Source organism: Fundidesulfovibrio sp. YSD1 (assembly GCF_055397115.1).
Window position 1 is genome coordinate 555,195 of record NZ_AP043666.1, and the last position, 23,759, is coordinate 578,953.

19 protein-coding genes are annotated in these 23,759 nt (G+C 67.3%); 9 read left to right on the forward strand and 10 right to left on the reverse strand.

The genetic code is table 11. From position 1 onward, the window contains the following. The first annotated feature begins 2 nt into the window (after window positions 1-2). The 3 genes from ACZ5V4_RS02675 (at window position 3) to ACZ5V4_RS02685 (ending at window position 4,966) form a co-directional block, all read left to right on the forward strand. Entirely contained in the window at window positions 3-1,292 is a 1,290-nt protein-coding gene (locus tag ACZ5V4_RS02675; protein ID WP_464316630.1) for a (Fe-S)-binding protein, read from the forward strand. A gap of 30 nt (window positions 1,293-1,322) precedes the next feature. Further along, complete coding sequence (locus ACZ5V4_RS02680; RefSeq protein ID WP_464316631.1) at window positions 1,323-2,957, forward strand: L-lactate permease; 1,635 nt, start codon at window positions 1,323-1,325, stop codon at window positions 2,955-2,957. Window positions 2,958-3,091: 134 nt separating this feature from the next. Then, a complete protein-coding gene (locus ACZ5V4_RS02685; RefSeq protein WP_464316632.1) occupies window positions 3,092-4,966 on the forward strand; it encodes a methyl-accepting chemotaxis protein in 1,875 nt (624 codons plus the stop codon). A 91-nt stretch (window positions 4,967-5,057) separates the two neighbouring features. Here ACZ5V4_RS02685 and ACZ5V4_RS02690 read toward each other — a convergent pair whose 3' ends face one another. The 7 genes from ACZ5V4_RS02690 to ACZ5V4_RS02720 form a co-directional block, all read right to left on the reverse strand. Continuing rightward, window positions 5,058-7,268, reverse strand: coding sequence for an EAL domain-containing response regulator (locus ACZ5V4_RS02690; RefSeq protein WP_464316633.1), 2,211 nt, complete (start codon window positions 7,266-7,268; stop codon window positions 5,058-5,060). Between the two features lie 3 nt (window positions 7,269-7,271). Beyond that, window positions 7,272-7,652 (reverse strand): response regulator, encoded by a 381-nt coding sequence (locus tag ACZ5V4_RS02695; protein ID WP_464316634.1) that lies wholly within the window; start codon window positions 7,650-7,652, stop codon window positions 7,272-7,274. A 230-nt stretch (window positions 7,653-7,882) separates the two neighbouring features. After that, window positions 7,883-8,257, reverse strand: a complete 375-nt coding sequence (locus tag ACZ5V4_RS02700; RefSeq protein WP_464316635.1) for a hypothetical protein — start codon at window positions 8,255-8,257, stop codon at window positions 7,883-7,885. A 199-nt stretch (window positions 8,258-8,456) separates the two neighbouring features. Continuing rightward, complete coding sequence (gene hypE, locus ACZ5V4_RS02705; RefSeq protein ID WP_464316636.1) at window positions 8,457-9,461, reverse strand: hydrogenase expression/formation protein HypE; 1,005 nt, start codon at window positions 9,459-9,461, stop codon at window positions 8,457-8,459. Window positions 9,462-9,469: 8 nt separating this feature from the next. Next, window positions 9,470-10,576: a hydrogenase formation protein HypD gene (gene hypD, locus ACZ5V4_RS02710; protein WP_464316637.1), complete on the reverse strand. Its 1,107-nt coding sequence runs from the start codon at window positions 10,574-10,576 to the stop codon at window positions 9,470-9,472. After that, window positions 10,563-10,790, reverse strand: coding sequence for a HypC/HybG/HupF family hydrogenase formation chaperone (locus tag ACZ5V4_RS02715; RefSeq protein ID WP_464316638.1), 228 nt, complete (start codon window positions 10,788-10,790; stop codon window positions 10,563-10,565). Before ACZ5V4_RS02715 ends, hypD begins: the two co-directional genes overlap by 14 nt. A 122-nt stretch (window positions 10,791-10,912) precedes the next feature. Continuing rightward, window positions 10,913-12,511: a methyl-accepting chemotaxis protein gene (locus tag ACZ5V4_RS02720; protein ID WP_464316639.1), complete on the reverse strand. Its 1,599-nt coding sequence runs from the start codon at window positions 12,509-12,511 to the stop codon at window positions 10,913-10,915. 538 nt (window positions 12,512-13,049) lie between these two features. On the opposite strand from ACZ5V4_RS02720, the gene ACZ5V4_RS02725 reads away from it, so the two are divergent. From ACZ5V4_RS02725 to ACZ5V4_RS02750, 6 genes are all read left to right on the forward strand, one after another. Further along, window positions 13,050-13,877 (forward strand): tetratricopeptide repeat protein, encoded by an 828-nt coding sequence (locus ACZ5V4_RS02725; protein WP_464316640.1) that lies wholly within the window; start codon window positions 13,050-13,052, stop codon window positions 13,875-13,877. Further along, a complete protein-coding gene (locus tag ACZ5V4_RS02730) occupies window positions 13,877-14,527 on the forward strand; it encodes an HDIG domain-containing metalloprotein (protein ID WP_464316641.1) in 651 nt (216 codons plus the stop codon). Before ACZ5V4_RS02725 ends, ACZ5V4_RS02730 begins: the two co-directional genes overlap by 1 nt. Continuing rightward, a complete protein-coding gene (locus tag ACZ5V4_RS02735; protein WP_464316642.1) occupies window positions 14,484-15,383 on the forward strand; it encodes a D-alanine--D-alanine ligase family protein in 900 nt (299 codons plus the stop codon). Before ACZ5V4_RS02730 ends, ACZ5V4_RS02735 begins: the two co-directional genes overlap by 44 nt. 163 nt (window positions 15,384-15,546) lie before the next feature. Beyond that, window positions 15,547-16,677 (forward strand): glutamine-hydrolyzing carbamoyl-phosphate synthase small subunit, encoded by a 1,131-nt coding sequence (carA, locus tag ACZ5V4_RS02740; protein ID WP_464316643.1) that lies wholly within the window; start codon window positions 15,547-15,549, stop codon window positions 16,675-16,677. Window positions 16,678-16,797: 120 nt separating this feature from the next. After that, window positions 16,798-17,607 (forward strand): tetratricopeptide repeat protein, encoded by an 810-nt coding sequence (locus ACZ5V4_RS02745; protein WP_464316644.1) that lies wholly within the window; start codon window positions 16,798-16,800, stop codon window positions 17,605-17,607. Between the two features lie 9 nt (window positions 17,608-17,616). Continuing rightward, the gene (locus ACZ5V4_RS02750) at window positions 17,617-19,170 is read left to right on the forward strand and encodes an FAD-binding protein (RefSeq protein ID WP_464316645.1); all 1,554 of its coding nucleotides are present in this window, start codon (window positions 17,617-17,619) and stop codon (window positions 19,168-19,170) included. 77 nt (window positions 19,171-19,247) lie between these two features. Here ACZ5V4_RS02750 and pdxA read toward each other — a convergent pair whose 3' ends face one another. From pdxA to glgA, 3 genes are read right to left on the reverse strand one after another with little or no spacing between them, the layout of a single operon-like run. Continuing rightward, the gene (gene pdxA, locus ACZ5V4_RS02755) at window positions 19,248-20,249 is read right to left on the reverse strand and encodes a 4-hydroxythreonine-4-phosphate dehydrogenase PdxA (protein WP_464316646.1); all 1,002 of its coding nucleotides are present in this window, start codon (window positions 20,247-20,249) and stop codon (window positions 19,248-19,250) included. A 42-nt stretch (window positions 20,250-20,291) separates the two neighbouring features. Beyond that, window positions 20,292-22,196 (reverse strand): 1,4-alpha-glucan branching protein GlgB, encoded by a 1,905-nt coding sequence (gene glgB, locus ACZ5V4_RS02760; protein ID WP_464316647.1) that lies wholly within the window; start codon window positions 22,194-22,196, stop codon window positions 20,292-20,294. Window positions 22,197-22,253: 57 nt separating this feature from the next. After that, a complete protein-coding gene (gene glgA / locus ACZ5V4_RS02765; RefSeq protein WP_464316648.1) occupies window positions 22,254-23,711 on the reverse strand; it encodes a glycogen synthase GlgA in 1,458 nt (485 codons plus the stop codon). Window positions 23,712-23,759: the final 48 nt, after the last annotated feature.

A 23,759-nucleotide genomic window follows, 5' to 3' on the forward strand; every position in this document is an offset into this window, starting at 1 on the left:
CAATGGCCGACTTGAACCAAATGCTCAAACTGCTGGGCGAGCTCGACGACCAGCTCGTCAACTGCATGCGCTGCGGCATGTGCCAGAGCGTCTGCCCCGTGTTCGCCGAAACCGGGCGTGAGGCGGACGTGGCCCGCGGCAAGATCGCCCTGCTGGAGTTCCTGGGCCACGAGATGATCTCCGACGCCAAGGCCGTGAAGGACCGCCTGGACAAGTGCCTGCTGTGCGGCTCCTGCGCGGCGGCCTGCCCGTCGGGCGTCAAGGCCGTGGACATCTTCCTCAAGGGCCGCGCCATCGTCACGGCCTACATCGGCCTTTCCCCGATGAAGAAGGCCATCTTCCGGGGCATGCTGACCAAGCCCGCCCTGTTCAACAACCTCCTGGCCCTGGGCACCAAGTTCCAGGGCTTCTTCACGACCCCGGTCAACGACATCATCGGGTCGTCCTGTTCCAAGCTGCTGTCACCGCTTCTGGGAGACCGTCACCTGCTCTCCCTGGCGGACAAGCCTCTTCGCAGCGTCGGCAACCTGAACACCGCTCCGGGCGCGAGCGGCTTGAAAGTGGCCTTCTTCTACGGCTGCGTGGTGGACAAGATGTTCACCAGCGTGGGCGAGGCCATGCTCAAGGTGTTCAAGCATCACGGCGTGGGCGTCTACATGCCCACCGACCAGGTCTGCTGCGGCGTTCCCTCACTGGCTTCCGGAGACATGAAGAGCTTCGAGGACCTGGTTCGCATGAACCTCAAGCTCTTCGGCAAGGGTGACTTCGATTACATCGTCACCCCCTGCGGCACCTGCACCTCGGCGTTCCACCACGTGTGGCCGCTCATGTGCGAGGGCCTCTCCCAGGCCGAACGCGACCAGATCAAGATGCTCGCTGGCAAGGCCATGGACATCAACGCCTTCATCGTCGACAAACTGGGCGTTACCATGGCAGAGACCGCTTCCGACGCGAAGAAGGTCACGGTCCACGATCCCTGCCACCTCAAGAAGAGCTTGGGGGTGTCCGGGCAGGTGAGGACCCTGCTCAAGGCCAACCCGCGCCTGAACGTGGTGGAGATGGCTGGTTCGGACGTCTGCTGCGGCTGCGGCGGATCGTTCAACCTCCAGCATTATTCCGTCTCCACCAAGATCGGCAAGAAGAAGCGCGACAGCATCGTCGCCACGGGTGCGGACATCGTTTCCGCCGGTTGCCCTGCCTGCATGATGCAGATCGCGGACATGATGTCCCAGGCCGGTGACCGCATCGCCGTCAGGCACCCCGTGGAGCTGTACGCCCAGACCCTTGGGTAAAATCGTATCAACCCTTTGAAGGAGGAAGTGATGAGCGTCTGGACTCAAGTCTACAAACCCCTTGGAGACAGCTACTTGCTGTCGGCGCTGGTGGCGGGCATCCCCATCTACATTCTGTTCTACATGCTCGCGGTGAAACGCGCCAAGGGCCACGTCGCCGGCGCGGTGGCCAGCTTGGCCGCCCTGCTGCTGGGCATCCTCTTCTGGGGCATCCCCACGTCCACCGCCATCGGTTCCTACACCTACGGCTTCGTCTACGGCCTGTTCCCCATCGTCTGGATCGTCGTCACCGCGATCTGGGTCTACAACATGACCGTCGAGTCCGGCGAGTTCGAGATCATCAAGAACTCCCTGGCCTGCATCACCGATGACCGCCGCCTCCAGGCCGTGTTCATCGGCTTCGCCTTCGGCTCCTTCATCGAGGGCACCGCGGGCTTCGGCACCCCCGTGGCCATCACCGCGGCCATGCTCGCCGGCCTGGGCTTCAACCCCCTGTACGCCGCGGGCATCTGCCTTCTGGCCAACACCGCCCCCGTGGCCTTCGGCGCGGTCGGTATCCCCATCACGGCCGTTGCCGGCGCCACCAAGCTCGACGAGATGACCATCTCCGCCATCGTCGGCCGCCAGCTGCCCTTCCTGTCCATCATCGTGCCCATCTGGCTGTCCGTGACCATGTGCGGCTTCAAGCGCACCATGGAAGTCATCCCGGCCCTGCTCGTGGCCGGCGTGGCCTTCGCCGGAACCCAGTTCCTGCTCTCGAACTTCCACGGCCCGACCCTGCCCGACATCGTGTCGGCCATCGTGACCATCGTGGCCCTGTGGGGCTTCCTGCGCGTGTGGAAGCCCAAGAACGTGTGGCACTTCCCCGATGAAGCCGCCCCCACCGGCCCCGCCGTGTGCCGCTTCTCCTCGGGCGAGATCATCCGCGCCTGGATGCCCTACCTGATCCTGGCCGTGCTCGTGCTCATCCAGGGCTGGCCCTCGGTGAAGAAGATCCTGGCCGCCTACATCAACATCCAGATCGAATGGCCCCTGTACCACAACATGGTGGCCAAGATGGTCAACGGCGTCGCCACCCCGCAGGCCGTGAAGTACGCCTTCCAGCCCCTGGCCGCCGCCGGCACCGCCATCCTGCTCTCCGGCATCCTGTCCATCTTCATCATGCCCGGCTACAGCTTCGGCAAGGCCATCGCCTGCTTCGGCAAGACCTGCCACCAGCTGCGCTGGCCCATCGTCTCCATCGGCAACATCGTCGGCCTGGCCTTCATCATGAACGCCAACGGCATGTCCACCACCCTGGGCCTGGCCCTGGCCGGCACCGGCGTGATGTTCCCCTTCTTCGCCCCGATCCTCGGCTGGATGGGCGTGTTCCTGACCGGTTCGGACACCTCGTCCAACCTGCTCTTCGGTAACCTGCAGAAGACCACCGCCCTCGAGATCGGCGTGCGCCCCGAACTGTGCGTGGCCGCCAACACCTCCGGCGGCGTCACCGGCAAGATGATCTCGCCCCAGTCCATCTCCGTGGCCGTGGCCGCCACCGGCCTGCACGGCAAGGACGGCGACATCTTCCGCTTCACCCTGTGGCACTCGGTCGCCATGGTGCTGTTCATCTCCGTGCTGACCATGCTCATGGCCTACCCGCTGAAGTGGATGCTGCCCGCGTAACAGCGAGCCTCCAATCGCCTTCCCTGGGGGTCCCGACCGGGACCCCCCTTTTTTTTGGCTTGTGCATTTTTTTCGTTTGTCCCAGTAAATAATTGAAATACGCATCAGGCTCCGCTGACCCGAGGAGGACCACCATGACCACCCCACCCACCCGGTCCAATCCGTTCACCCTGTTCTTCCGCCGTTTTTCCATCTCATGGCGCTTCGCCGTGCTCCTGATCCTGTTCTCAGTGTTCGTGGGCGGCGTCGTGACCGTGTTCTATTTCGGCTTGAAGCAGGTTCTGGACCACAACATTCAAGCCGCCCAAGGCATCATGATCGAAGGGCAGAAGGAAAAGCTGGGCATCGCCTCCGACTCGCTCGCTCTGGCGATAGGAGAGGCCATCAAGGGCGAGAAGGACCCGGCCAGGCGCGTGGAGATCATCCGCGCCATGGTCGACCCCATCCGCTTCGAGAACGACAAGTCCGGCTACTACTTCGTCTACGAGAACACCGTGAACGTGGCCCTGCCCCCCAAGAAGGAATCCCAGGGCCAGGACCTGGGCCAGACCAAGGACAAGAACGGCGTCTACTTCGTGCGCGAACTCATGGACAAGGCCAAGGCCGGAGGCGGGTTCGTCGAGTACGTCTTCCCCAAGCCCGGTCAGGGCGACCAGCCCAAGATCGCCTACGCCACCATGATCCCCGGCACCACCATGTGGATCGGCACCGGAGTCTACGTGGACAACGTGGAGCGCGAGAAGGCCGCCATCCGCGACGACAGCGAGAAGCGCATCCATTCGCTGCTCACGGCCATCTTCACCGGCATCGGAGTGAGCCTGATCTTCCTGATCCTGCTCTGCGGCTTCATCATCACCACCATCTCCCGGCCCATCAAGGAAGCCACCGACGCGGCCGAGCGCTGCGCCAAGGGCGACCTGGACATTTCCCTCGACGCCGAAGGGCGCGACGAAGCCTCGCAGATGCAGGCCGCGCTGAACACCATGGTGGCCACGCTACGCGCCAACATCGCCGACATCGAGGCCAAGACCAGCGAAGCCGAGGAGAAGGCCCGCGCCGCCGAGCAGTCGCGCGCCCTGGCCGAGCAGGCCATGGCCCAGGCCGAGCAGGCCCGCTGCGACGGAATGGCCACGGCGGCCTCGCGCCTGGAGAGCATCGTCGACCACATCGGCCGGGCCACCGAGGAGATCTCCAGCCAGGCCCAGGACATCAAGGGCGGCGCCGACGAGCAGAGCGAACGCATGCGCATCACCGCCACCAGCATGGACCAGATGTCCGCCGCCATCATGGACGTGGCCCGCAACTCCTCCTCGGCCTCGGCCCAGGCCGAGCAGGCCAAGGGCAAGGCCCTGGAGGGCCGCAAGGTGGTGGACGACTCCATCCAGACCATGCGCCAGGTGGGCAGCCAGGCCCAGGCCCTCAAGGCCAACATGGACGACCTGGGGCGGCGCTCCCAGGACGTGGGGCGCATCCTCACCGTGATCTCCGACATCGCGGACCAGACCAACCTGCTGGCGCTCAACGCCGCCATCGAGGCGGCCCGCGCGGGCGAAGCCGGACGCGGCTTCGCCGTGGTGGCCGACGAGGTGAGAAAGCTCGCGGAAAAGACCATGATCGCCACCCAGGAGGTCACCTCGAGCATCACCGCCATCCAGCGCTCGGCCCAGGACAGCATCGCCAACACCGACAAGGCGATAGAAACCATCGCCATGGCCGGGCAGCTGGCGGACAGGTCCGGGTCCGTGCTCTCGGAGTTGGTCGAGGGCTCGCAGACCTCGGCCTCGCAAATCCAGAGCATCGCCGCCGCGGCCGAGGAGCAGTCCGCCTCGGCCGAGGAGATCAACAGCTCGCTCGAATCCATAAACGAGCTCACGGGCAGGACCGTGGTCAGCGTGGACACCGCCTCACGGGCCATCGAAGGTCTGGTGGGCCAGGCCACCCAGCTGCGCCGGATCATCGACGAGCTGCACTCCGAGGCCCAATGCGGCTCGAGGGCTCTCGGAGCCTAGACGTCGCAGCCCCCTTTGGGCGCACGACGAACTGAAAAAGCCCCCGGGGTATATCCCCGGGGGCTTTTTATTCGTTGATGGCGGCCCGGCGTCAGGTCTGGCCCTGAGTCTTCTCGCGGGCGAGGTACTCCTCGATGGCGGCAGCCGGACAGGGCTTGGAGAACAGGTACCCCTGGGCGTACTGGCAGCCCAGGGTGCGGATGACCGCGAGCTGCGCGTCGGTCTCCACGCCCTCGGCGATGAGTTCCAGCCCCAGGTTGCGCCCCAGGCCCACGATGGCCCGGACGATCTCGGCGTGCCCGCCCGTGGCGTCGATCTCCCGGATGAAGGACCGGTCGATCTTGAGCATGTCGATGGGGAAGCGGTGCAGGTAGGAGAGCGAGGAGTAGCCGGTGCCGAAGTCGTCTACGAAGAGCTTGACCCCCAGGGCCTTGAGCTCCTCCAGCCTGCCGATGGCCGCCTCTCCCTTGTCCATGATCACGCTCTCGGTGATCTCGAGCTCCAGGGTGCCCGGAAGAATCCGCGAGTGCGACAAGAGCGTCTCCAGCTTGCTGGTCAGGTCGGCGTCGGAGAACTGCTTGGCCGAGATGTTCACGCTCATGGACAGCGGCACGGGCTTGGGGAACCGGTTCTGAAGGACCGCCAGCTGGCGCGTGCCCTCTTCCAGCACCCACCAGCCCAGGGGCACGATGAGCCCGTTCTCCTCGGCCAGGGGGATGAAGTCCAGGGGCGGGATGTAGCCGCGTTCGGGGTGCTTCCAGCGCAGCAGGGCCTCCAGGCTGAACACCTCGTGGGTGTTCACGTCCACGATGGGCTGGTAATACAGCTCGAACTCGTTGCGGGCCAGGGCCCGGCGAAATTCGGTCTCCATGGTCAAGAGCTTGATGGTCTGCTCGTGCAGGGCGTTGTCGAACACCTCGTAGCGCGCCTTGCCGTTGCTCTTGGCGCGGTACATGGTCAGGTCGGCGTCGCGCAGCACGTCCTCGGCCGTGCCGCAGAAGCCGGTGCAGCAGATGATGCCTATGGAGACGGTGCTGTAGATCTCGCGGCCTTCGATGTTGAAGGGCTGGCGCATCTCCTCGAGGATGCGCTCGGCCACCACCGTGGCCCCGGAGAGGCTTCGCACCTGCTCGGAGATCACGGCGAACTCGTCGCCGCCGAGCCTGGCCAGGGTGTCGGCCTCGCGCGTGCAGGTGCGCAGGCGCTCGGCCAGCTTGACCAGGAACTGGTCGCCCGCGGCGTGGCCCAGGCTGTCGTTGATGACCTTGAAGCGGTCCACGTCCAGGTAGAGCAGCGCGAAAAAGCTGTTGTGTCGGGCGCAGCGGCTGATGGCCTGGGAGAGGCGGTCGGTGAAGAGAGCGCGGTTGGGCAGCCCGGTGAGGGCGTCGTGCAGCGACTGGTGGAGCAGCTGCTCCTCGAAGCGCTTGTGGTCGCTGATGTCCTCGAGGGTGCCCTCGAAGTGGATGGACTGGCCGGTCCTGCCCGCCACCAGGTGCGCGTTGACCGAGCCCCACAGGGTCTGGCCGTCCTGGCGCAGGGTCTGCACCTCGAAGCCCTGGACCGAGCCGTGGTCCTCGAGGACCCTGAAGAACTTCTCGCGCTTGCCCGGGTCCTCGCAGAGGCGCTCGCAGAAGTCGGCGATGCCGCCCTGGAGGTCGAACACGGAGCCGTAGCCCAGTATCCTGGCCATGGCCGGGTTGGCACTGACCAGCCTGCCGTCGTGGTCCACCTGGAAGATGCCCTCGATGGCGTTCTCGAAGATGGAGCGGTACTTGGCCTCGGCGGCCTTGCGCTCCTCTATCTCGCTTTGCAGGCGCGTGTTGGCCTGCTCCAGCTGGAGGGTGCGGTCGTGCAGTTCGGTGGTGCGACGGCGCACCAGGTTTTCCAGGTTCTCGCGGTAGGCCTTGTTTTCCTTGATGAGCTTGGCCCGCTCCAGGGCCCGGCGCACGGAATGCTCGAGGATGCCCAGGTCCTCCACGGGCTTGAGCACGTAATCCCAGGCACCCAGGCGCAGCGCCTCGATGGCGTCCTGGATCATGCCCGTGCCGGAGACCACGATGATGGGCACGTCCGGGGCCTCGCGCACCACGGTGGCCAGCACTTCCAGGCCGTCCATCTCGGGCATGCGCAGGTCCACGAGGATGATGTCCGGGCGGCGCTCGCGGAAGACGTCCAGGCCCACGCGCCCGTTCTGGGCCTGGAGGACCACGAAGCCGCTGTCCTCGAGATAGGCCTGGAAGGAACGCCGGATGACCTCCTCGTCGTCGATGGTGAGAACGGTCGCCACGGGTTCAGAAACCATGTGTCATCCCTGGAGGACTTGAAGGATTTTCGAGGCCATGTCCCCCATGTCGAGGACAGGCTTGAAGAAGACGAGGCTGTCGTCCATGCCCGCGGCCTTGAGGTCCTCGGACAGGCTGAACTTGGTGGAGCCGGTGTGGATGAGGAACTTCATGCCCGGGTGCCGCCTGGAGAGCTCCAGGATGAGGGACGCGCCGTCCATGCCGGGCAGCCTCAAGTCGACGACTGCCAGGTGCGCGGCGCGCTCGGCGGAGACCTCGATGGCCTGCTCGGCGGACTCGGCGGTGCGCACGTTGAAGCCTTCGTCCTCGAGGTAGGCCGCGAGGCTCAGGCGGACAGGGGTTTCGTCGTCGACGACGAGGATTTCGGCTTGGTCTTTCTGCATGCTATCGGAAAACAGTTCGGGGTGACGCAGCCGCATCGGGACAATGCGCACCGTTCATAGCTACCCAATTTTCCGAAGCAGGCCAAGAGATTTCAAGTGCGGCCCCTGCAAAAGGGGGAAACCCCCACCCAGGCGGCGGCCCAAAAAGGGAAAGAAAAAGGAAGGGGGAGCGGCCCGCTGAAGCGCCGCTCCCGTCAAAACGGTGAAAAGCCCCCGAAAGGGGCGGGAAATCAGTGCGTCACGCCGCGCCTGCCCGGCTTCGAGGCGCCGGCCTTCTCCAGGACCACGGCGGTTCCGTAGCAGGAGAAGAACTTGGAGCCGTCCGGGTGGAAGGCCACGGCCTCCTGGTAGCCGATGATGGCGTCCCCGCCGATCTCCATGGCCGAGGCGGCCAGGGACAAAAGCGCGCATTCGGCGTCGTAGCCCCTGCCGTGCACGAGCCCGATGACCTTCTTGATGCGCCGGCCCTTCATGGCCGGGGTGGTCACCACGGGCAATCTGCCTGAATAGAACATTTCCTTGGCGTGCTGGAGTCGCTGGCCACGCTTGAGTTCCTCGTTGGGGTCCTTGGGCTGGCGCTGCGCGCCGGTGAAAAGTGACAGCATGGCTCCTCCTTGAAAACCGGCCTGGGCCGGGTGGCGTGTTGCTGCCCTTGATTAGCAAGCACCTTGCCACACTGAAGATGCTCAACGATATATAGAAGTTGGACGCGAATCAGCCCTTCCGGGTTACGGCGGCCGGGCGTCAAAAAAGCCCGGGGCGCTCGCGCGCCGCCGGGCTTTTGGCGTCGGAAAGGGGGAAGGCCTAGCAGATGCGCGGCAGTTGCTCGCCTTCGAGCATGCCCAGGAGCCTGTGCCCGCCGAGGCCCGTGCGCAGCACCACCTTGCCGGGGTTCTCGGCCGTGACCCTGCCGATGACGCGCGCCGCACGGCCCAGCGGGTCGCGGCGCATGATCTCCAGGGCCTTCTTCGCATGCCTCTCGGGCAGCACGCAGATGAGCTTGCCCTCGTTGGCCAGGTAGAGGGGGTCCAGCCCCAGTATCTCGCACCCGGCGGCCACGGCGGGCAGCACGGGCAGGGAGGGCTCCTCCAGCATCACGCCCACGCCCGACTGCTGGGCGATCTCGTTCACCGTGGTGGCCAGGCCGCCGCGCGTGGGGTCGCGCAGCACGTGCACCGAGGGCAGGTTTTTCACGAGCTTCAGCGTCAAATGATTGAGCGAGGCGCAGTCGCTCCGCACCGGGGCCTCGAAGGAGAGCCCCTGGCGATGCGAGAGCACGGTCAGGCCGTGGTCGCCCAAGGTTCCGGAGACGATGACCACGTCGCCGGGTTTCGCCCTGTGCCCGCTGGGGGCCGGGGAAACGACCACCTCGCCTATGCCGGTGGTGTTTATGAAGATCTTGTCCGCGGCGCCACGGGGCACCACCTTGGTGTCCCCCGCGATCACTTTCACCCCGGCCTTTTTCGCGGCCTGCCCCATGGAGGCGACGATGCGCTCCAGGTCGTCCAGGTCGAAGCCCTCCTCCAGGATGAACCCGCAGGTCAGGTACAGGGGCTTGGCCCCGAGCATGGCCACGTCGTTCACCGTGCCGTGCACGGCCAGGCAGCCGATGTCTCCCCCGGGGAAGAAGATGGGGTCCACGGTGAAGCTGTCGGTGCTCACGGCCAGAGGGCCCTTGGGGCGGATGAGCGCCGCGTCGTCCATGCGCGCCAGCACCGGGTTGCCGAGCCTGGCCATGAAGACCTCGGCCACGAGCCTGTGCGAGGCCAGGCCGCCGCTGCCCTGGTCCAGAAGAAGCTTCTTGCCCATGGAATGTCCTATTGGTCCGTGGTTACGTCCAGTTGGTACTTGAAGTAGGCGGCGCAGCTGCCCTCGGTGGAAACCATGCACGGCCCCACCGGGGTGGCGGGAGTGCAGGCCTTGGCGAAGAGCGGGCAGCGGTTGGGGGGCATGATGCCCTTGAGCACCTCGCCGCAGCGGCAGCCGGGCAGGGGCTTGGACTCCTTGAGTTCCACGCCCAGGGCCTCGAAGGCGTCGAAGGCCTTGTAGGCGTCGCTCATCACGAGGCCGCTGCCCGGGATGGTCCCGATGCCGCGCCACAAGGCGTCGCCCGGGCGGTAGACCTCGTAGAGCACCTGGCGGGCCTTGGGGTTGCCCTCGTCGGCCACCACGCGCTTGTAGTTGTTAACGACCCGGGGTTTGCCCTGGCGCTTCATCTCGGCCATGAGCAGGATGGCCTGGAGCAGGTCCAGCGGCTCGAACCCGGCCACCACCGAGGGAATCTTGTAGCGCGAGGCCAGGGGCGCGTAGGGCTCGAGCCCGATGATGGCCGAGACGTGGCCCGGGAGCATGAAGCCCTCGATGGCCATGTCCGGGTCGGAGAGCAGCGCGTCCAGGGCCGGGGGCACCAGCTTGTGGAAGGGCATGACGAAGAAGTTGGAGAGCCCCTGCTCCCTGGCCAGGCGCACGGTGGCGGCCACGGTGGGGGCGGTGGTCTCGAAGCCGATGCCCAGAAAGACCACCTTGTCCCCGGGGTTGTCGGCCGCGACCTTGAGCGCGTCGAAGGGGGAATAGACCACCTCCACGCGCGCGCCCTCGGCCTGGGCCTTCTTGAGGCTCGCACCGTTCGGGCCCGGCACGCGCATGAGGTCGCCGAAGGTGGCGATGACCACGCCGTCGCGCCCGGCGAGCTCCAGGTAGGCCGCCACCTCGGATTCGTGCGTGACGCACACCGGGCAGCCCGGGCCGGTCAGATGCACCACCGACTTGGGCAATAGCGAGTGCACCCCGCTCCTGAAGAGCGCCACGGTGTGCGTGCCGCAGACCTCCATGAAGCGGAGCGTCGCGCCCTCCAGGGCCGCCTCGATCTTGTCGAGCACGTCCCTGCAGAGCTCGGGGTCCCTGAGCGCGTCAAATGAGTTCAAGGTTCCACCCTTCCTGGAAGATCTTGATGGTCTCCAGGGCTTCCTCCCTGTTGAGGACGCGGATGGCGAACCCGGCGTGGATGATCACGTACTCGCCGACCTGGGGCTTGTCCCCCATGAGGTCCAGGCGGATCTGCTTGCGCACCCCGCCGATCTCGACATCGGCAACTTCGCCTTCGACGTGTTTGACTTCCATGGGAACTGCCAGGCACATAGCGGGTCCTCCAGAGGGCGCGAGCCCGTCCGGCGGCCGCCCGCGCGCGTCGCAGCGAGCGGAAAACGGGCCGGATGAGGGCTTGGCGCAAAAGGTTGCGGGAATATGGTGGCTAACCGGGGCTAAGTCAAGGCCGCCTGGTTGCGCCCGGCCATGGAGTCGATGAGCCCCTTGAGCCTGTCGGTCATGCCCATGACCGAGCGTACGGCCTGGGCCGAGTCGTCCATGCCCTCGGAGGTCAGCGCGGCCACGCGGCTTATGTCGCCCACGGCCTCGGTGACGTCGCGCAGCGCCGCGGCCTGCTCCTCCGCGCCCAGGGCGATGGAGCGCACCTGGGCCGAGGTCTCGGAGACCAGGCGCACGATGTCGCGCAGGGCCTCGCCCGAGCCGCGCGCCATGGCCGAGGTCTCGATGACGGCCTCGGCGGCCGCGTCCACCTGCTGGGCGTTGTCGCGCGCGCCGGCCTGGATGGCCCGGATGGCCTCCCCCACTTCCTTGGTGGCGGTCATGGTCTTCTCGGCGAGCTTGCGCACCTCGTCGGCCACCACGGCGAAGCCGCGCCCGGCGTCGCCCGCGCGGGCCGCCTCGATGGCCGCGTTCAGGGCCAGCAGGTTGGTCTGGTCGGCTATGTCGGTGATCACAGTGAGCACGCGGCCGATGTCCTCGGCCTGCCTGCCGAGCGACCCCATGGCCTCGCGCAGGTTCTCGGCCATGGCGCGGACGCGCTCCATGGACCCGGCCAGCCCGGAGACGAGCTTCTCGCCCTCCACGGCCTTGCCGCCCGCGTCCTCGGCGCTCTTGGCCACCTGGTTGGCGCTCACGGCCACGTGGCTCACCGAGGCGTCGATCTCGGCGATGGCCGCCGAGGTGCCCTCCAGGCGCTCGCGCTGGCGCGACGCGCCCTTGCCCGCGTCGCCCAAAGTCTCCATGAGCGCGCGCGTGTTGCGCACCACCTCGCCGGAAATGGCCTCGGCCTCTCCGGCGGCCTGGGCCAGAAGCTCGCTGCTTTGCTTGATTTCAGCCTCGCGGGCGCGCAGTTCGGTCAGGTCGGTGTAGAGGCACAACGCGCCCATGAGCCCGCCGGTCACGCCGTTATACAGAGGCGAGGCCGCGATGAGGATATTGCGCTTGGCTCCCCTCCTGCCCGTGGTGATCACCTCCTTGATGATGGAGGAGTTGGTGGCCATGGCCTCGGAGAGCACCGTCTTGCGGCTGGCGTCGCCGTAGAAGAAATGGGCCACGTTCTCGCCGTAGTGGTCCTCGGCGCGGCCGTCGTACTGGAGGATGTCCATGAGCGCCTGGTTGGTCATCCTGAGCTTGCTGTCCCCGTCCACCACCACGAAGGGGGTCTTGATCCCGGCCAAGACGCCCCTGGAGAAGCCCAAGGCCTCGGTGGTCTTCTCCACCATTTCTTGCACGGCGGCGGCCGTTTCGCCCAGCTCCGCCTGAAAAGTTCCTTCCAGCCTGACCGCATGGCGTCCCGAGGCTTGCGCTCGTGCAAATTCTCCAATGGCCGCGAGCGGCCTGACCACGTGCCGGTCAAGACCGACGAACGCCAGCACCGCCAGAACGAGGATCACCCCTGCCCCCGCGAATTGCAGGAACACGGCCGCGCTTCGGCCGTCCGCGCCGCCGGGGAACATGGAGGTGGAGAAAATGATGACCATGGCCACCACGGCCATGGTGAACACGGTGGCCGCGAGACGTGTCTTGATCGACATGGCGAGACTCCCGGATGGTGAGGAGGGGAAGGACGCCGGGCCGCTGGTTGCGGCCTCGGGGACTGCACGGGTTTTCGGCCGGACACGAAAACACGGCCTGGAGCATGCGCGGATCGCGCAGCAAGAGAGCTGTTTTGTTCAATGACTCCGCAACGGAAACGTTCGCACATGTCCGTGCGGCCCTACCGTCGGCCTGCTGGAGCGGGATCGGTGCCTTTCTTTCTGGAGACGCATCCCGAGGGCAATGCGTCATCATGCCGCAAGTGGCGATTGAACAGACTGAATGTCGAGGAGATGCGGCACACAAGAACGTTCGCGCCTCCATGCAGGACGACATTGACGATATGTAATCATCAAATACACCAGTCGGAAAGCAGCGTCAACAGCTTCGGCTGATGCGTTCATCCAGGGAAAAGCAGTCGCTTCCGGGTTGCTTCAGGTAATCCCAGAAAGGGCTTGCTAAATCACTCCTGAGAAAGTAGATTTACAAATCTGCGCAGCCAACCAAATATGTTCAATCTTTTTGAGCGTCGCGACCATGCAAGAGCATTCCCCGGCTGACCTGATCAGCCAGGCCCGCAAGCACCTGCTCAACATCGTCTCCATCCTCAAGGACGGCAAGATCGACAGCGCCATCAAGGCGGCCACCTTCGGGCTGGTCTCCTACGTCAGGCACGCGGGCACGTTGATCATGCAGGAGCGCAAGGAGTTCCAGGAGCTCATCACCAAGGCGGTGCACCTGATCAGCCTGGACCCGGCGGTCAAGGCCGTGCTCGACAAGCCCCTGGAGTACGTCCCCAAGCGCGAGGCCGAGGTGCTGGCCGTGTTGCGCTCGCTGCCGGAGCTCCTGGCCGAACGCGCCAGGCAGGACTCCGAGACGCGCCGCGAGGCCCTCGCCCAGGCCAGGGGGGAGCGCCTGGAAAAGGGCCGCCAGCTCTTGCAGCAGAAGTACTTCGACGGGGCCCTCCAGCACTTCAACCGCATGTGCGACGACTACCCCGGCGACGCCCCGCTCTACGCCGAGATCGGCAAGACCCTCTTCGACATCAACCACATCGAGTGCATCACCTTCTTCGAGAAGGCCGTGGCCGCCGACCCGTCCGACCACAGGAGCCTGTCCATGATGGGCGTGGCCCTGCGCAAGACCAGGAAGTTCGACCTGGCCGAGCGCGCCTACCTCACGGCCCTGGAGCTCTCCCCGGACAACGTGAGCTACCTTTTCAACCTCTCGCGGGTGTATATCGACTCGGCCAACTGGCCCAAGGCCCAGGAGACCCTGCGCCGCGTCCTTGCGCTCGACCCGGGGCTCGAACCCGCGAAAAAGGGCCTGGAGTTCGCCACCAGGCATTGCCGGGACCTGATCTGATGACGCAACGCGGCAAGCGCGCAGCCCCTCCCTGGCAGCCGCTGGAGGGGTTGCCCTCCCCGAGGCTGCCCTCGCCCCGGGACTTGCCGCCCGCGCCCTCCGACGCCGAGTGCTTCGGGCTCTGGGACGAGTACGACATGCTCCCGCACATCCGCGCCCACAGCCTGAGCGTGGCCCGGGTGGCCACCACCCTGGCCCTGGCGGCCCAGCGCGCGGGGCTGGACGTGGACGTGCAGACCGTGCGCGCCTCCGCCCTGCTCCACGACATCGCCAAGACCTACACCATCCGCCACGGCGGCAACCACAGCCAGCTGGGCGGGGCCTGGATGCAGGAGCGCACCGGCAACCCCGTGCTCTCCATGGGCATCGTGCACCACGTGCACTGGGCCTGGGAGGTGGACGTCCGGGCCTTCTTCCTGCCCCTGGCCATCATCTACGGCGACAAGCGCGTGCGCCACGACACCGTGGTCACGCTGGCCGAGCGCTTCGAGGACCTCTACACGCGCTACGGCACGACCCAATACATCCGCGACCGGCTGGCCGAATCCCAGGGCCAGGCCGCGGCCATCGAAACGGCTCTCAGCGAAACACTCGGGATGAACGTCCATGAACATACTTTTGATAGCGGGCGGCTGGTCGAGCGAGCGTGAAGTCTCGCTCTCCGGGGCGGCCCAGATAGAGGCGGCGCTTTCGAGCCTCGGGCACACGGTGACCAGGCTCGACCCCCTGACCGAATTCGACACCATCGTGGACGCGGCGCGCGCCCATGATTTCGCGTTCCTGAACCTCCACGGCGCTCCCGGCGAGGACGGCCTGATCCAGGCCCTGCTGGACTCGGCCGGATGCCCCTACCAGGGCAGCCGCCCCAGGGGGTCGTTTTTGGCGCTGAACAAGGCGGCGTCCAAGCAGGTCTTCCGCGCGGGCGGGCTGGCCACGGCGGACTGGGAGCTCCTGGTGGAGCGGCCCGGGCCGGGCTGGCGGCCCAGGTTCGGCCTGCCCGCCTTCTTCAAGCCCAACTCCGGCGGGTCGAGCCTGGGCATGAGCCTGGTCCGCGAGGCCTCGGAGCTTCCCGCCGCCCTGGACGCGGCCTTCGCGGAAGGGCGCGAGGTGCTCGTCGAGCCCGCCCTGGACGGCCTGGAGGTCACCTGCGCGGTGCTCGGCGGCGAGGCCCTGCCGCCGATCCTCATCAAGCCCAAGGCAGGTGTGTTCTTCGACTACGAGAGCAAGTACGTGCAGGACGCCGCCGAGGAGCTCTGCCCCGCCCCCCTGCCGGAGCCAATCCTGGGGGCCGTGCGCCGGGCGGCCCTCGCGGCGCACGAACTGCTCGGGCTTTCGGGCTACAGCCGGGCGGACTTCATCCTCGCGGGGGAGACCCCGGTGCTTTTGGAGGTCAACACCCTGCCGGGCATGACCGCCACGAGCCTTCTGCCCAAGGCGGCCGCGGCCGTGGGGCTCGATTTCCCGGCGCTGATCGCCCGGCTGGTGGAGCTTGGCCTGGAAGGCTGAGGCCGGGCGCCCCCGGATTTGCAAAATGGGCAGATTCCGGACGGTTTTCCCCGCCACGGGGGGCAATCCGTGCTGGACGAACGGGGCGTAAGCATTATAAGAGCCGAACCGGCCCCCGGCCCCGCCATCACACGGCCGCTCGCGCGGCTTTTCTGGAGCATCGATGAAAGCTTTTCTCGCCCTTGAGGACGGCGCCTGGTTCGAAGGCGCGTCGTTCACCGGTACCGGCCGCTCCGGCGGAGAGGTCATCTTCAACACCGGCATGACCGGCTACCAGGAAGTGCTCACCGACCCCTCCTACGTCGGCCAGATGGTCTGCATGACCTACCCGCACATCGGCAACTACGGAGTCAACCTCGACGACGTCGAGTCCGACCGCATCCGCGTCGAGGCGTTCATCGTCAAGGAGTGCTGCAAGACGCCCTCCAACTGGCGCGCCAAGGAATCCCTGCCCGACTACCTCACCCGCCACGGCGTGATGGGCATCGAGGGCGTCGACACCCGCGCGCTCACCCGGCACCTGCGCCTGCACGGCGCGCAGCGCGGCATCATCTCCACCGAATGCGGCGACCCGCGCGACCTGGTGAAGCAGGCCCGCGAGCTGCCCCCCATGGAAGGCCTCGACCTGGCCGGGTCCGTCACGCCCAAGGAGCCCTACGTCTGGGACGGCAAGGCCCCCAGGACCGTGACGCTCAATCCCGACGGCTCCTACACGTGGCCCGGCACGGGCCCGCGCGTGGTGGCCTTCGACTGCGGCATCAAGTGGAACATCCTGCGCCTGCTCGTGGCCGAGGGCATCGACCTCCTGGTGGTCCCGGCCTTCTTCACCGCCGAGCAGGTGAAGAAGCTGAACCCCGAGTCCATCTTCCTCTCCAGCGGCCCCGGCGACCCGGCCGCGCTCACGGACATGGTCCACGCCACGAGCATCCTGGTGAACGACTACCCCACGGCGGGCATCTGCCTGGGCCACCAGCTCCTGGGCCTTGCGCTCGGCGGCAGGACCTTCAAGCTCAAGTTCGGCCACCACGGGCTCAACCACCCCGTGAAGGAGCTCTCCACCGGGCACATCGAGATCTCCTCGCAGAACCACGGTTTCTGCGTGGACCTCTCCTCGCTCTCCGACGTGGAGCTGACCCACGTGAACCTGAACGACAACACCCTTGAGGGCTTCGCCCACACCAAGAAGCCCATCATCGCCATCCAGTACCACCCCGAAGCCGGGCCCGGCCCCCACGACAGCCGGTCCTTCTTCAAGCGCTACAGGGAGATGCTGCGCAGGGAACTGGGCCGGTAGGCCGTCTTCGCGGCGGGCCGGAGCTGGCTGTGCGTTCACATTAACGGTCGATCCGGGACGTGGGCACAAGGCCCCGGCCCGCGCGGACGCTCCAAGCGCCCGCCCCAAGGGTGGTTGAGCATGTCAGCCGAACTGACCAAGGCCAGAAACCAGATCTCGCAGGTCAACACCTACCTCAAGCAGGCCAAGCCCCTGCCCGCGGTGAACGCCCTGTACGAGGCCGTGCTGGCCATGCTCAAGGCCCAGCTCATGAAGTCCGAGCGCGACGAGTTCTCCAAGCTCATCGAGCAGGCGGTCTACCAGCTGAACAACAACAAGGAGCTGCGCACCCTCTACCCCCTGGTGATCCCCTACGCCCAGGGCGAGGAGAAGGAGCTCCTGGACAAGCTGCGCGAGCTTTTGCGCGAGCTGCAGACCAACACCGTGGACATCGCCACGGCCCAGATCGAGATGCGCCAGAAGCGCCGCACCGAGGGGCTCAGGCAGGGCAAGGAGCTCCTCGACAAGAAGGAATACGACCCGGCGCGCAAGAGCCTGGGCGGCCTGGTGCGGGAGTTCCCCAACGACGCCCCCCTGCGCGCCGAGATCGCGGAGCTCTTCATCCAGGCCGAACTCTACGAGGACGCCTTCAAGTACCTGGACGAAGCCCTCGGGCTCTCGCCGGAGCAGATCCACCTCTACAACCGCATCGGCATCGTGCTTCGCAAGCTGGGCCAGTTCGACGTGGGCGAGAAGTATTTCATGCGCGCCGTGAACTACGCCAAGGACGACCCCAACCTCTACTTCAACCTCGGGCGGCTCTATATCGACTGGGAGCGCTACGACAAGGTGGAGAAGGCGTCCCGCATCGCGCTCAAGCTCAACCCCGCCTTCCAGGAAGCGGCCAAGATGCTCGCCTTCGCCCTGAAGAAACAGGGCAAGCAGGCCTAGGGCCCGGCCATGCTCCCCGCGCCCGCCGACGTGCTCGTGCTGGGGGCGGGCCTGGCCGGGCTGCGCGCCGCCCTCTCCTGCCTCCTGGCCGATCCCTCCCATCGCGTCCGCGTGGCCAGCCTGCGCGGCGGCCCCACCGGCTCCTCCTTCGCCAATATCAACAACGCCCTGGGCTTCCACGCCTGCCGAACGGACCGGGACCGCGAGGACTACGTGCGCGAGGTCGCGGCCCTGAACCGTGGGGCCCGGCTCTCGCTGGAACTGCTTCGCATCCAGGCCCAGGAAGGGGCCGCGCGCCTCGCGGACCTCGAGGACATGGGCGCCCCCTTCGTGCGGGACGCTGGAGGCGGACTTCTTGCGCACTCCTCGTGTTTCTCGCCTCATTCCCGGCGGGCCTTCGTCTTCACGCCCCTTGCACCTGTCTACGAAGCGTTCCGGACGCGCCTGGAGGCCCTGGGCTGCTCCTTCGCCCACGGCCTTCTCCCCGTCGCCCTGATCGGCGGAGGGGGTCGCTCCGGCCCGCCCGGGGAGGCGCACGGCGAAACGACAGACGGCCGGGGCCTCCCGCGTTCGCCGTCTTGCGCTTCCGAGGAGGCCGGACGGACGCCGGACGCAAGCCCCACGCCGGGCACGCCCGAGGCCGAAGCCTCGCGGGTGCGCGGCGCGGTTTTCGTTCCCGTGGGCGGCGGGGCCCCCGTGGCGGTCGCCGCGAGCGCCGTCATCGTGGCGCTGGGCGGGCCGGGCAGGCTCTTCGCCCATTCCATGGCCGGACCGGCCAACCCCGGCTACGGCCAGGGGCTGCTGGCGCGCTCCGGAGCGGCCATGGCCAACCTTGGCTACCTGCAATACATGTGGGCCACGGTGCCCGGGCTCGCGTTCTGGCAGCCAGCCGAGACGGGCCGGGGCGGCTGGAGGATCGGCGGGAAAGAAGGAGCGTTGCTGGAAGAGGCCGTCCCGAACCTCGCGGAGCTCGCCCCGTTGCGCGCCGGGCACTGCCCCTACGGTCACGGTCTGGAGGATTCGGCCATAGACCTGGCCCTGGCTTCGGCCCTGGACGATTCCGGTATCGTGCGCCTCGCGCGCCCGGACGGCGGCACCCTCGCCGTGGCCCCCTCGGCCCACGCCAGCAACGGCGGGGCCGTGATCGACGCCCACGGCCGCACCAGCGTGCCCGGGCTCTTCGCCGTGGGCGAGTGCGCCACGGGCATGCACGGCTCCAACCGCCTGGGCGGGGGCATGGTCCTGGCCACGCAGGTCTTCGGGCACCGGGCCGGGGTCGCCGCAGCCTTGGAGGCGAAGGCCCTGGGCGAACCGGCCTGCCCCGGGGATACGGCCAAGGAGGCTGCGGCAGGCATCGCCACGGACGAAGGCGAACGCTCCGAGGGCCTGGCCTGGCTGGCCGGGGGGCTCTCGTTCCATGCCGTGCTGGGCGGACGCCCGGGCGCGGCCGAGCACGCGCGCGAGGTCCGGGAGCGGCGGGAAATCGCGCGAGACTGGCATTTGCGCCTGGCCCTGGACACAGCCTCAGGCATCCTGGAAAACCTGCCCGGCTCCCCTTCCTGAGCGCTCCCGGCGGTGCGTCCGCACGGCAGGCTGCCCCCCCTACCCGCGAAAATGCGTCCATTTCGGGGACGAGCCCCCTAGCCCTTTCCCGCCCCGAGCATCCGCCCGGCGAGCGCCAGCGCCTCCAGGAAGCTGCCCATGTCCGCCGCGTCCTTGCCCACCAGGTCATAGGCAGTGCCGTGGTCCACGGAGGTGCGCACGAAGGGCAGGCCCAGGGTCACGTTCACGGCCTCGCCGAAGTGCACGAGCTTGAGCGGCCCCAGGCCCTGGTCGTGGTACATGGCCAGCACGGCCGGAAACTCGCCCATGTAGGCCCGTCTGAACACCGTGTCCGCCGGGAACGGCCCGGCCACGTCCAGGCCCGAGGCCCTCGCCTCCTCGATGGCCGGGGCGATCACGCGCGCCTCCTCGTCGCCGATCCTGCCCGACTCCCCGGCGTGGGGATTGAGCCCGCACACGGCCACCGGGCCGGAAAGGCCCAGGCGGCGCACATGGAGAGCGGTCAGCTCCAGGCAGCGGAGCACCTTCTCGCGCGTGACCAGGCGCGGAACCTCGGCAAGCGGCGGGTGCGTTGTCACCAGGCTCACGCGAAGCCGGGGGCCGCACAGGTGCATGCACACCCCGTCCCGCCCCACGCCCGCGCGCTCGGCCAAAAATTCGGTGTGGCCCGGGAAGTCGAACCCGGCCAGTTGCAGCCCGGCCTTGTTCAGCGGACAGGTGACGACCCCGGCGGCGCGCCCGGCCATGAGCAGGTCGCAGGCCAGGGACAGCGAGAGCCCGGCCGCGCGACCGCCCGAGGCCGAGAACAGCCCGGGGGTGGGCGTGAAGCCGGAGAGCCCCTCGGGTTCGAGCAGGCATATCCCGGGTTCCACAGATTGGGGGGTGCTGGCGAAACCCGCGTCCAGGAGCCTCCAGGGCGAGCCGATGCCGAGGCGGGAGGCGTGATGCGCAAGCGCCGCCTCTGGCCCGATGATAATGACCGGGCGGTCGACGGCAGGCTTCGAGGCAAGCCAGCGACAGACAAGTTCGGGGCCGATCCCGTCCGGGTCGCCCAGTGTGAGGAGGATGGCGTCGTCCATGGCCACGGGCTACACGCCGGGGCCCAGGCTTGCAAGCGGCGCTTAAGCCTGCTCTGCCTTGAGGAACACCGCGCCCAGCGGCGGCAGGGTGAGCTCGACATAGTAGGGCCACAGGCCGATCTCGGCGGGCTTGGCCCGCACGCCCCCTGCGTTTCCCGCGCCCGAGCCTCCGTACTCGGCCGCGTCGGAGTTGTAGAACTCCCGCCAGAAGCCGTCGTGGCGGCTGCCCAGGGCGTAGCGCTCACGCGTGACCGGAGTGAAGTTGAACACGCACATCACCTGGGAGCCGTCCTTGGCCTTGCGCAAAAAACTTATCACCGAGGATTGGTAGTCGGAAAGGTCGATCCACTCGAAGCCGCTCCACTCGTTGTCCAGCTGGTAGAGCGCCGGTTCTGCCCTGAGCGCGGCGTTCAGGTCGGAAAGCGCGCGCGTCACGCCCTGGTGCACGGGGAAATCCGTGAGCGCCCAGTCCAGGGGCTCGCGGCTGGACCACTCGCGCCACTGCCCGAACTCCCCGCCCATGAACAGGAGCTTCTTGCCCGGGTGCGCCCACATGTAGCTGAGGAAAAGGCGCAGGTTGGCGAACTTGCGCCAGTCGTCGCCGGGCATCTTGGAGATGAGCGCGCCCTTTCCGTGCGTCACCTCGTCGTGGGACATGGGCAGGATGAAGTTCTCGTGGAAGGCGTAGAGCATGGAGAACGTCAGGTTGTTCTGGTGGTAGGCCCGAAACACGGGGTCCTTGGCGAAATAGCCCAGGGTGTCGTTCATCCAGCCCATGTTCCACTTGAACGTGAACCCGAGGCCTCCCGTGTGCACGGGCCTGGAGACCCCGGGCCAGGCCGTGGACTCCTCCGCGGCCATGATCGCGCCGGGGAAGCGCTTGTGCACCACGGCGTTGAGCTCGCGCAGGAAGGCGATGGCTTCCAGGTTCTCCTTGCCGCCGTGGATGTTGGGCACCCATTCGCCCTCGCCGCGCGAGTAGTCCAGGTAGAGCATGGAGGCCACGGCGTCGATGCGCAGGCCGTCCAGGTGGAACTCCTCCAGCCAGTACAGGGCGTTGGCCATGAGGAAATTGCGCACCTCGTGACGGGAGTAGTTGAACACGAACGTGCCCCAGTCCGGATGCTCGCCCTGGCGGGGGTCGGAGTGCTCGTAGAGGGCCGTGCCGTCGAAGCGCCCCAGCGCCCAGGAGTCCTTGGGGAAGTGGCCGGGCACCCAGTCCAGGAGCACGCCCAGGCCCGCCTGGTGGCAGCGGTCCACGAAGTGCTTGAAGTCCTCGGGTTCCCCGAAGCGCGAGGTGGGCGCGAAATAGTGCCCGGTCTGGTAGCCCCAGGACTCGTCCAGGGGATGCTCGGCCACGGGCATGAGCTGGATGTGCGTGAAGCCCAGGCCCGCCACGTAGGGAATGAGCTGGTCGGCCAGCTCGCGGTAGGTGAGGAAGTCGCCGTAGTACGGCCCCTTCCAGCGCCAGGAGCCCAGGTGGACCTCATAGACGCTCACGGGCCGGTCGAGGGGCAGGCCCGCCTTGGCCCGGGACTCGATCCATTCCCCGTCGCCCCATTGGTACCCGCCCAGGCCCCAGGCCACGGCCGCAGTGCCGGGGCGCAGCTCGGCGAAGAACGCGCAAGGGTCGGTCTTCACGTGCACGTGGCCGGACTTGTCGCGCACCGCGAACTTGTAGAGCTGCCCGCGCGTGACACCCTCGACGAAGCCCGCCCAGATGCCCGAGACTCCCACCGGGTGCAGGTGGTTCGCCCCGAACGCCCAGCCGTTGAAGTCGCCGACCACGCAGACGGCGTCCGCGTTGGGTGCCCAGACCGCGAAGCGGAAGCCCTCGGCCCCGTTCTCGCTGTGCGGGTGCGCGCCCAGGATGCGGTAGATGTGCCAGTGCTCTCCCCGGCCGAAGAGATAGAGGTCGAAAGGCTCGATGGCGGCGGGCGAACTCACGGGGGCGCTCCTTTGGCCGGGCGCCCCGGGCCGCGCCGCGTCCGCCCGCAGGCGGGGTTACACGTCGATGCCCAGCTCCCGGTACACTTCCATGTAGCGCGCGGCGGAGCGCTCCCAGGAGAAGTCGGCCTGCATGGCGCGCTTCTTGATCCTGTCCCACTCGCCGGGCCTGTCGTAGACGTCCACGGCCTCGCGGATGCACTGGAGGAAGGAGTCCGCCGTGGCGTGCGGGAAGGTGAACCCGGTGCTCTCCGGGTGCGGGTAGGGCACGATGGTGTCGGTCAGGCCGCCCAGGTTGGTGGCCACCGGCGGCGTGCCGAAGCGCAGGGCGTAGATCTGCGTGAGCCCGCAGGGTTCGTAGCGCGAGGGCATGAGGAAGATGTCGGAGGCGGCCTGGATGCGGTGGGCCAGGTCCTCGGTGTAGCCGATGCGCACGGCCAGCCTGCCGGGGTAGTTCTCCATGAGCTCCATGAGCCGGGCCTCGAACTCCAGGTTGCCCTCGCCCAGGACCACCACGCCCAGGTCCATCTCCATGAGCCGGGGCAGGATGTCGATGAGCAGGTCGATGCCCTTCTGGCGGCGCAGGCGGCCGATGAAGCCCAGCACGGGCCGGTCCAGCAGGGCCGGGTCCAGGTCCATCTCGGCCAGGAGGTTCTCCTTGCAGGTGTCCTTGGCCGAGAAGTCCTCGGCGGAGTAGGTGCAGGGCAGGTAGCGGTCGCTGCCCGGATCCCACACGCCGTAGTCCGCGCCGTTCAAGATCCCGCGCAGGTGCGCGCGGCGCTTGGAGAGGATGCCCTCCAGGCCGCAGCCGAATTCGCCGGTGAGAATCTCCCGGGCGTAGGTGGGGCTCACGGTGGAGACGAGGTCGGAGTAGGCGATACCCGCCTTGAGCAGGTTGAAGTCGCCCCAGAACTCCACGCCGTCCATGTGCCAGGCCTCGGGGGGCAGGCCCGAATCCTGAAACAGGCGCGAGGCGAACCGGCCCTGGAAGGCCAGGTTGTGGATGGTGAGCATGGTCTTGGTGTCGCGCCAGTAGGGGTCCAGCCTGCGCATGAAGGAGAGGTACGCGGGCACCAGCGCGGCCTGCCAGTCGTGCACGTGCACGAGCCTGGGGGCGAAGTCCATGCGCCGGGTCCATTCCAGGCAGGCGCGGCAGAAGAAGATGAAGCGTTCGCAGTTGTCGAAGTAGTCGCCGTCGTGAGTGTTGTAATAGAAGCGGCGGTCGAAGTATTCGCCGCGCTGGATGAAGTAGACGGGCAGCCCCATGTAGTCGGCCATGTAGATCTCGGCCGTGATGGGCGCCCACGGGTAGCCCACGGGGCAGCGCGAGGAGACGAGGCGCAGTTTGAACTCGCCGGTGCTCAGGCGGCCGTAGAACGGGGTGACCACGCACACGTCCACGCCCATGCGCCTGAGCGCCAGGGGCAGGGCTCCGAGCACGTCGCCCAGGCCGCCCGTCTTGGAGAACGGGTATATCTCGGAGGCGATGAAGACTATCTTATGTTGAAATGACATCCTTCTCCCCGTCCGGCCGTTCACTTCCAGATAACACGGCACACGGCC

Excerpts from the sequence above, each read along its gene's own strand:
- ACZ5V4_RS02675 (WP_464316630.1), top strand. The coding sequence starts at position 3 with ATGGCCGACTTGAACCAAATGCTCAAACTGCTGGGCGAGCTCGACGAC.
- ACZ5V4_RS02680 (WP_464316631.1), top strand. The coding sequence starts at position 1,323 with ATGAGCGTCTGGACTCAAGTCTACAAACCCCTTGGAGACAGCTACTTG.
- ACZ5V4_RS02685 (WP_464316632.1), top strand. The coding sequence starts at position 3,092 with ATGACCACCCCACCCACCCGGTCCAATCCGTTCACCCTGTTCTTCCGC.
- ACZ5V4_RS02690 (WP_464316633.1), bottom strand. The coding sequence starts at position 7,268 with ATGGTTTCTGAACCCGTGGCGACCGTTCTCACCATCGACGACGAGGAG.
- ACZ5V4_RS02695 (WP_464316634.1), bottom strand. The coding sequence starts at position 7,652 with ATGCAGAAAGACCAAGCCGAAATCCTCGTCGTCGACGACGAAACCCCT.
- ACZ5V4_RS02700 (WP_464316635.1), bottom strand. The coding sequence starts at position 8,257 with ATGCTGTCACTTTTCACCGGCGCGCAGCGCCAGCCCAAGGACCCCAAC.
- hypE (WP_464316636.1), bottom strand. The coding sequence starts at position 9,461 with ATGGGCAAGAAGCTTCTTCTGGACCAGGGCAGCGGCGGCCTGGCCTCG.
- ACZ5V4_RS02715 (WP_464316638.1), bottom strand. The coding sequence starts at position 10,790 with ATGTGCCTGGCAGTTCCCATGGAAGTCAAACACGTCGAAGGCGAAGTT.
- ACZ5V4_RS02720 (WP_464316639.1), bottom strand. The coding sequence starts at position 12,511 with ATGTCGATCAAGACACGTCTCGCGGCCACCGTGTTCACCATGGCCGTG.
- ACZ5V4_RS02725 (WP_464316640.1), top strand. The coding sequence starts at position 13,050 with ATGCAAGAGCATTCCCCGGCTGACCTGATCAGCCAGGCCCGCAAGCAC.
- ACZ5V4_RS02730 (WP_464316641.1), top strand. The coding sequence starts at position 13,877 with ATGACGCAACGCGGCAAGCGCGCAGCCCCTCCCTGGCAGCCGCTGGAG.
- ACZ5V4_RS02735 (WP_464316642.1), top strand. The coding sequence starts at position 14,484 with ATGAACATACTTTTGATAGCGGGCGGCTGGTCGAGCGAGCGTGAAGTC.
- carA (WP_464316643.1), top strand. The coding sequence starts at position 15,547 with ATGAAAGCTTTTCTCGCCCTTGAGGACGGCGCCTGGTTCGAAGGCGCG.
- ACZ5V4_RS02745 (WP_464316644.1), top strand. The coding sequence starts at position 16,798 with ATGTCAGCCGAACTGACCAAGGCCAGAAACCAGATCTCGCAGGTCAAC.
- ACZ5V4_RS02750 (WP_464316645.1), top strand. The coding sequence starts at position 17,617 with ATGCTCCCCGCGCCCGCCGACGTGCTCGTGCTGGGGGCGGGCCTGGCC.
- pdxA (WP_464316646.1), bottom strand. The coding sequence starts at position 20,249 with ATGGACGACGCCATCCTCCTCACACTGGGCGACCCGGACGGGATCGGC.
- glgA (WP_464316648.1), bottom strand. The coding sequence starts at position 23,711 with ATGTCATTTCAACATAAGATAGTCTTCATCGCCTCCGAGATATACCCG.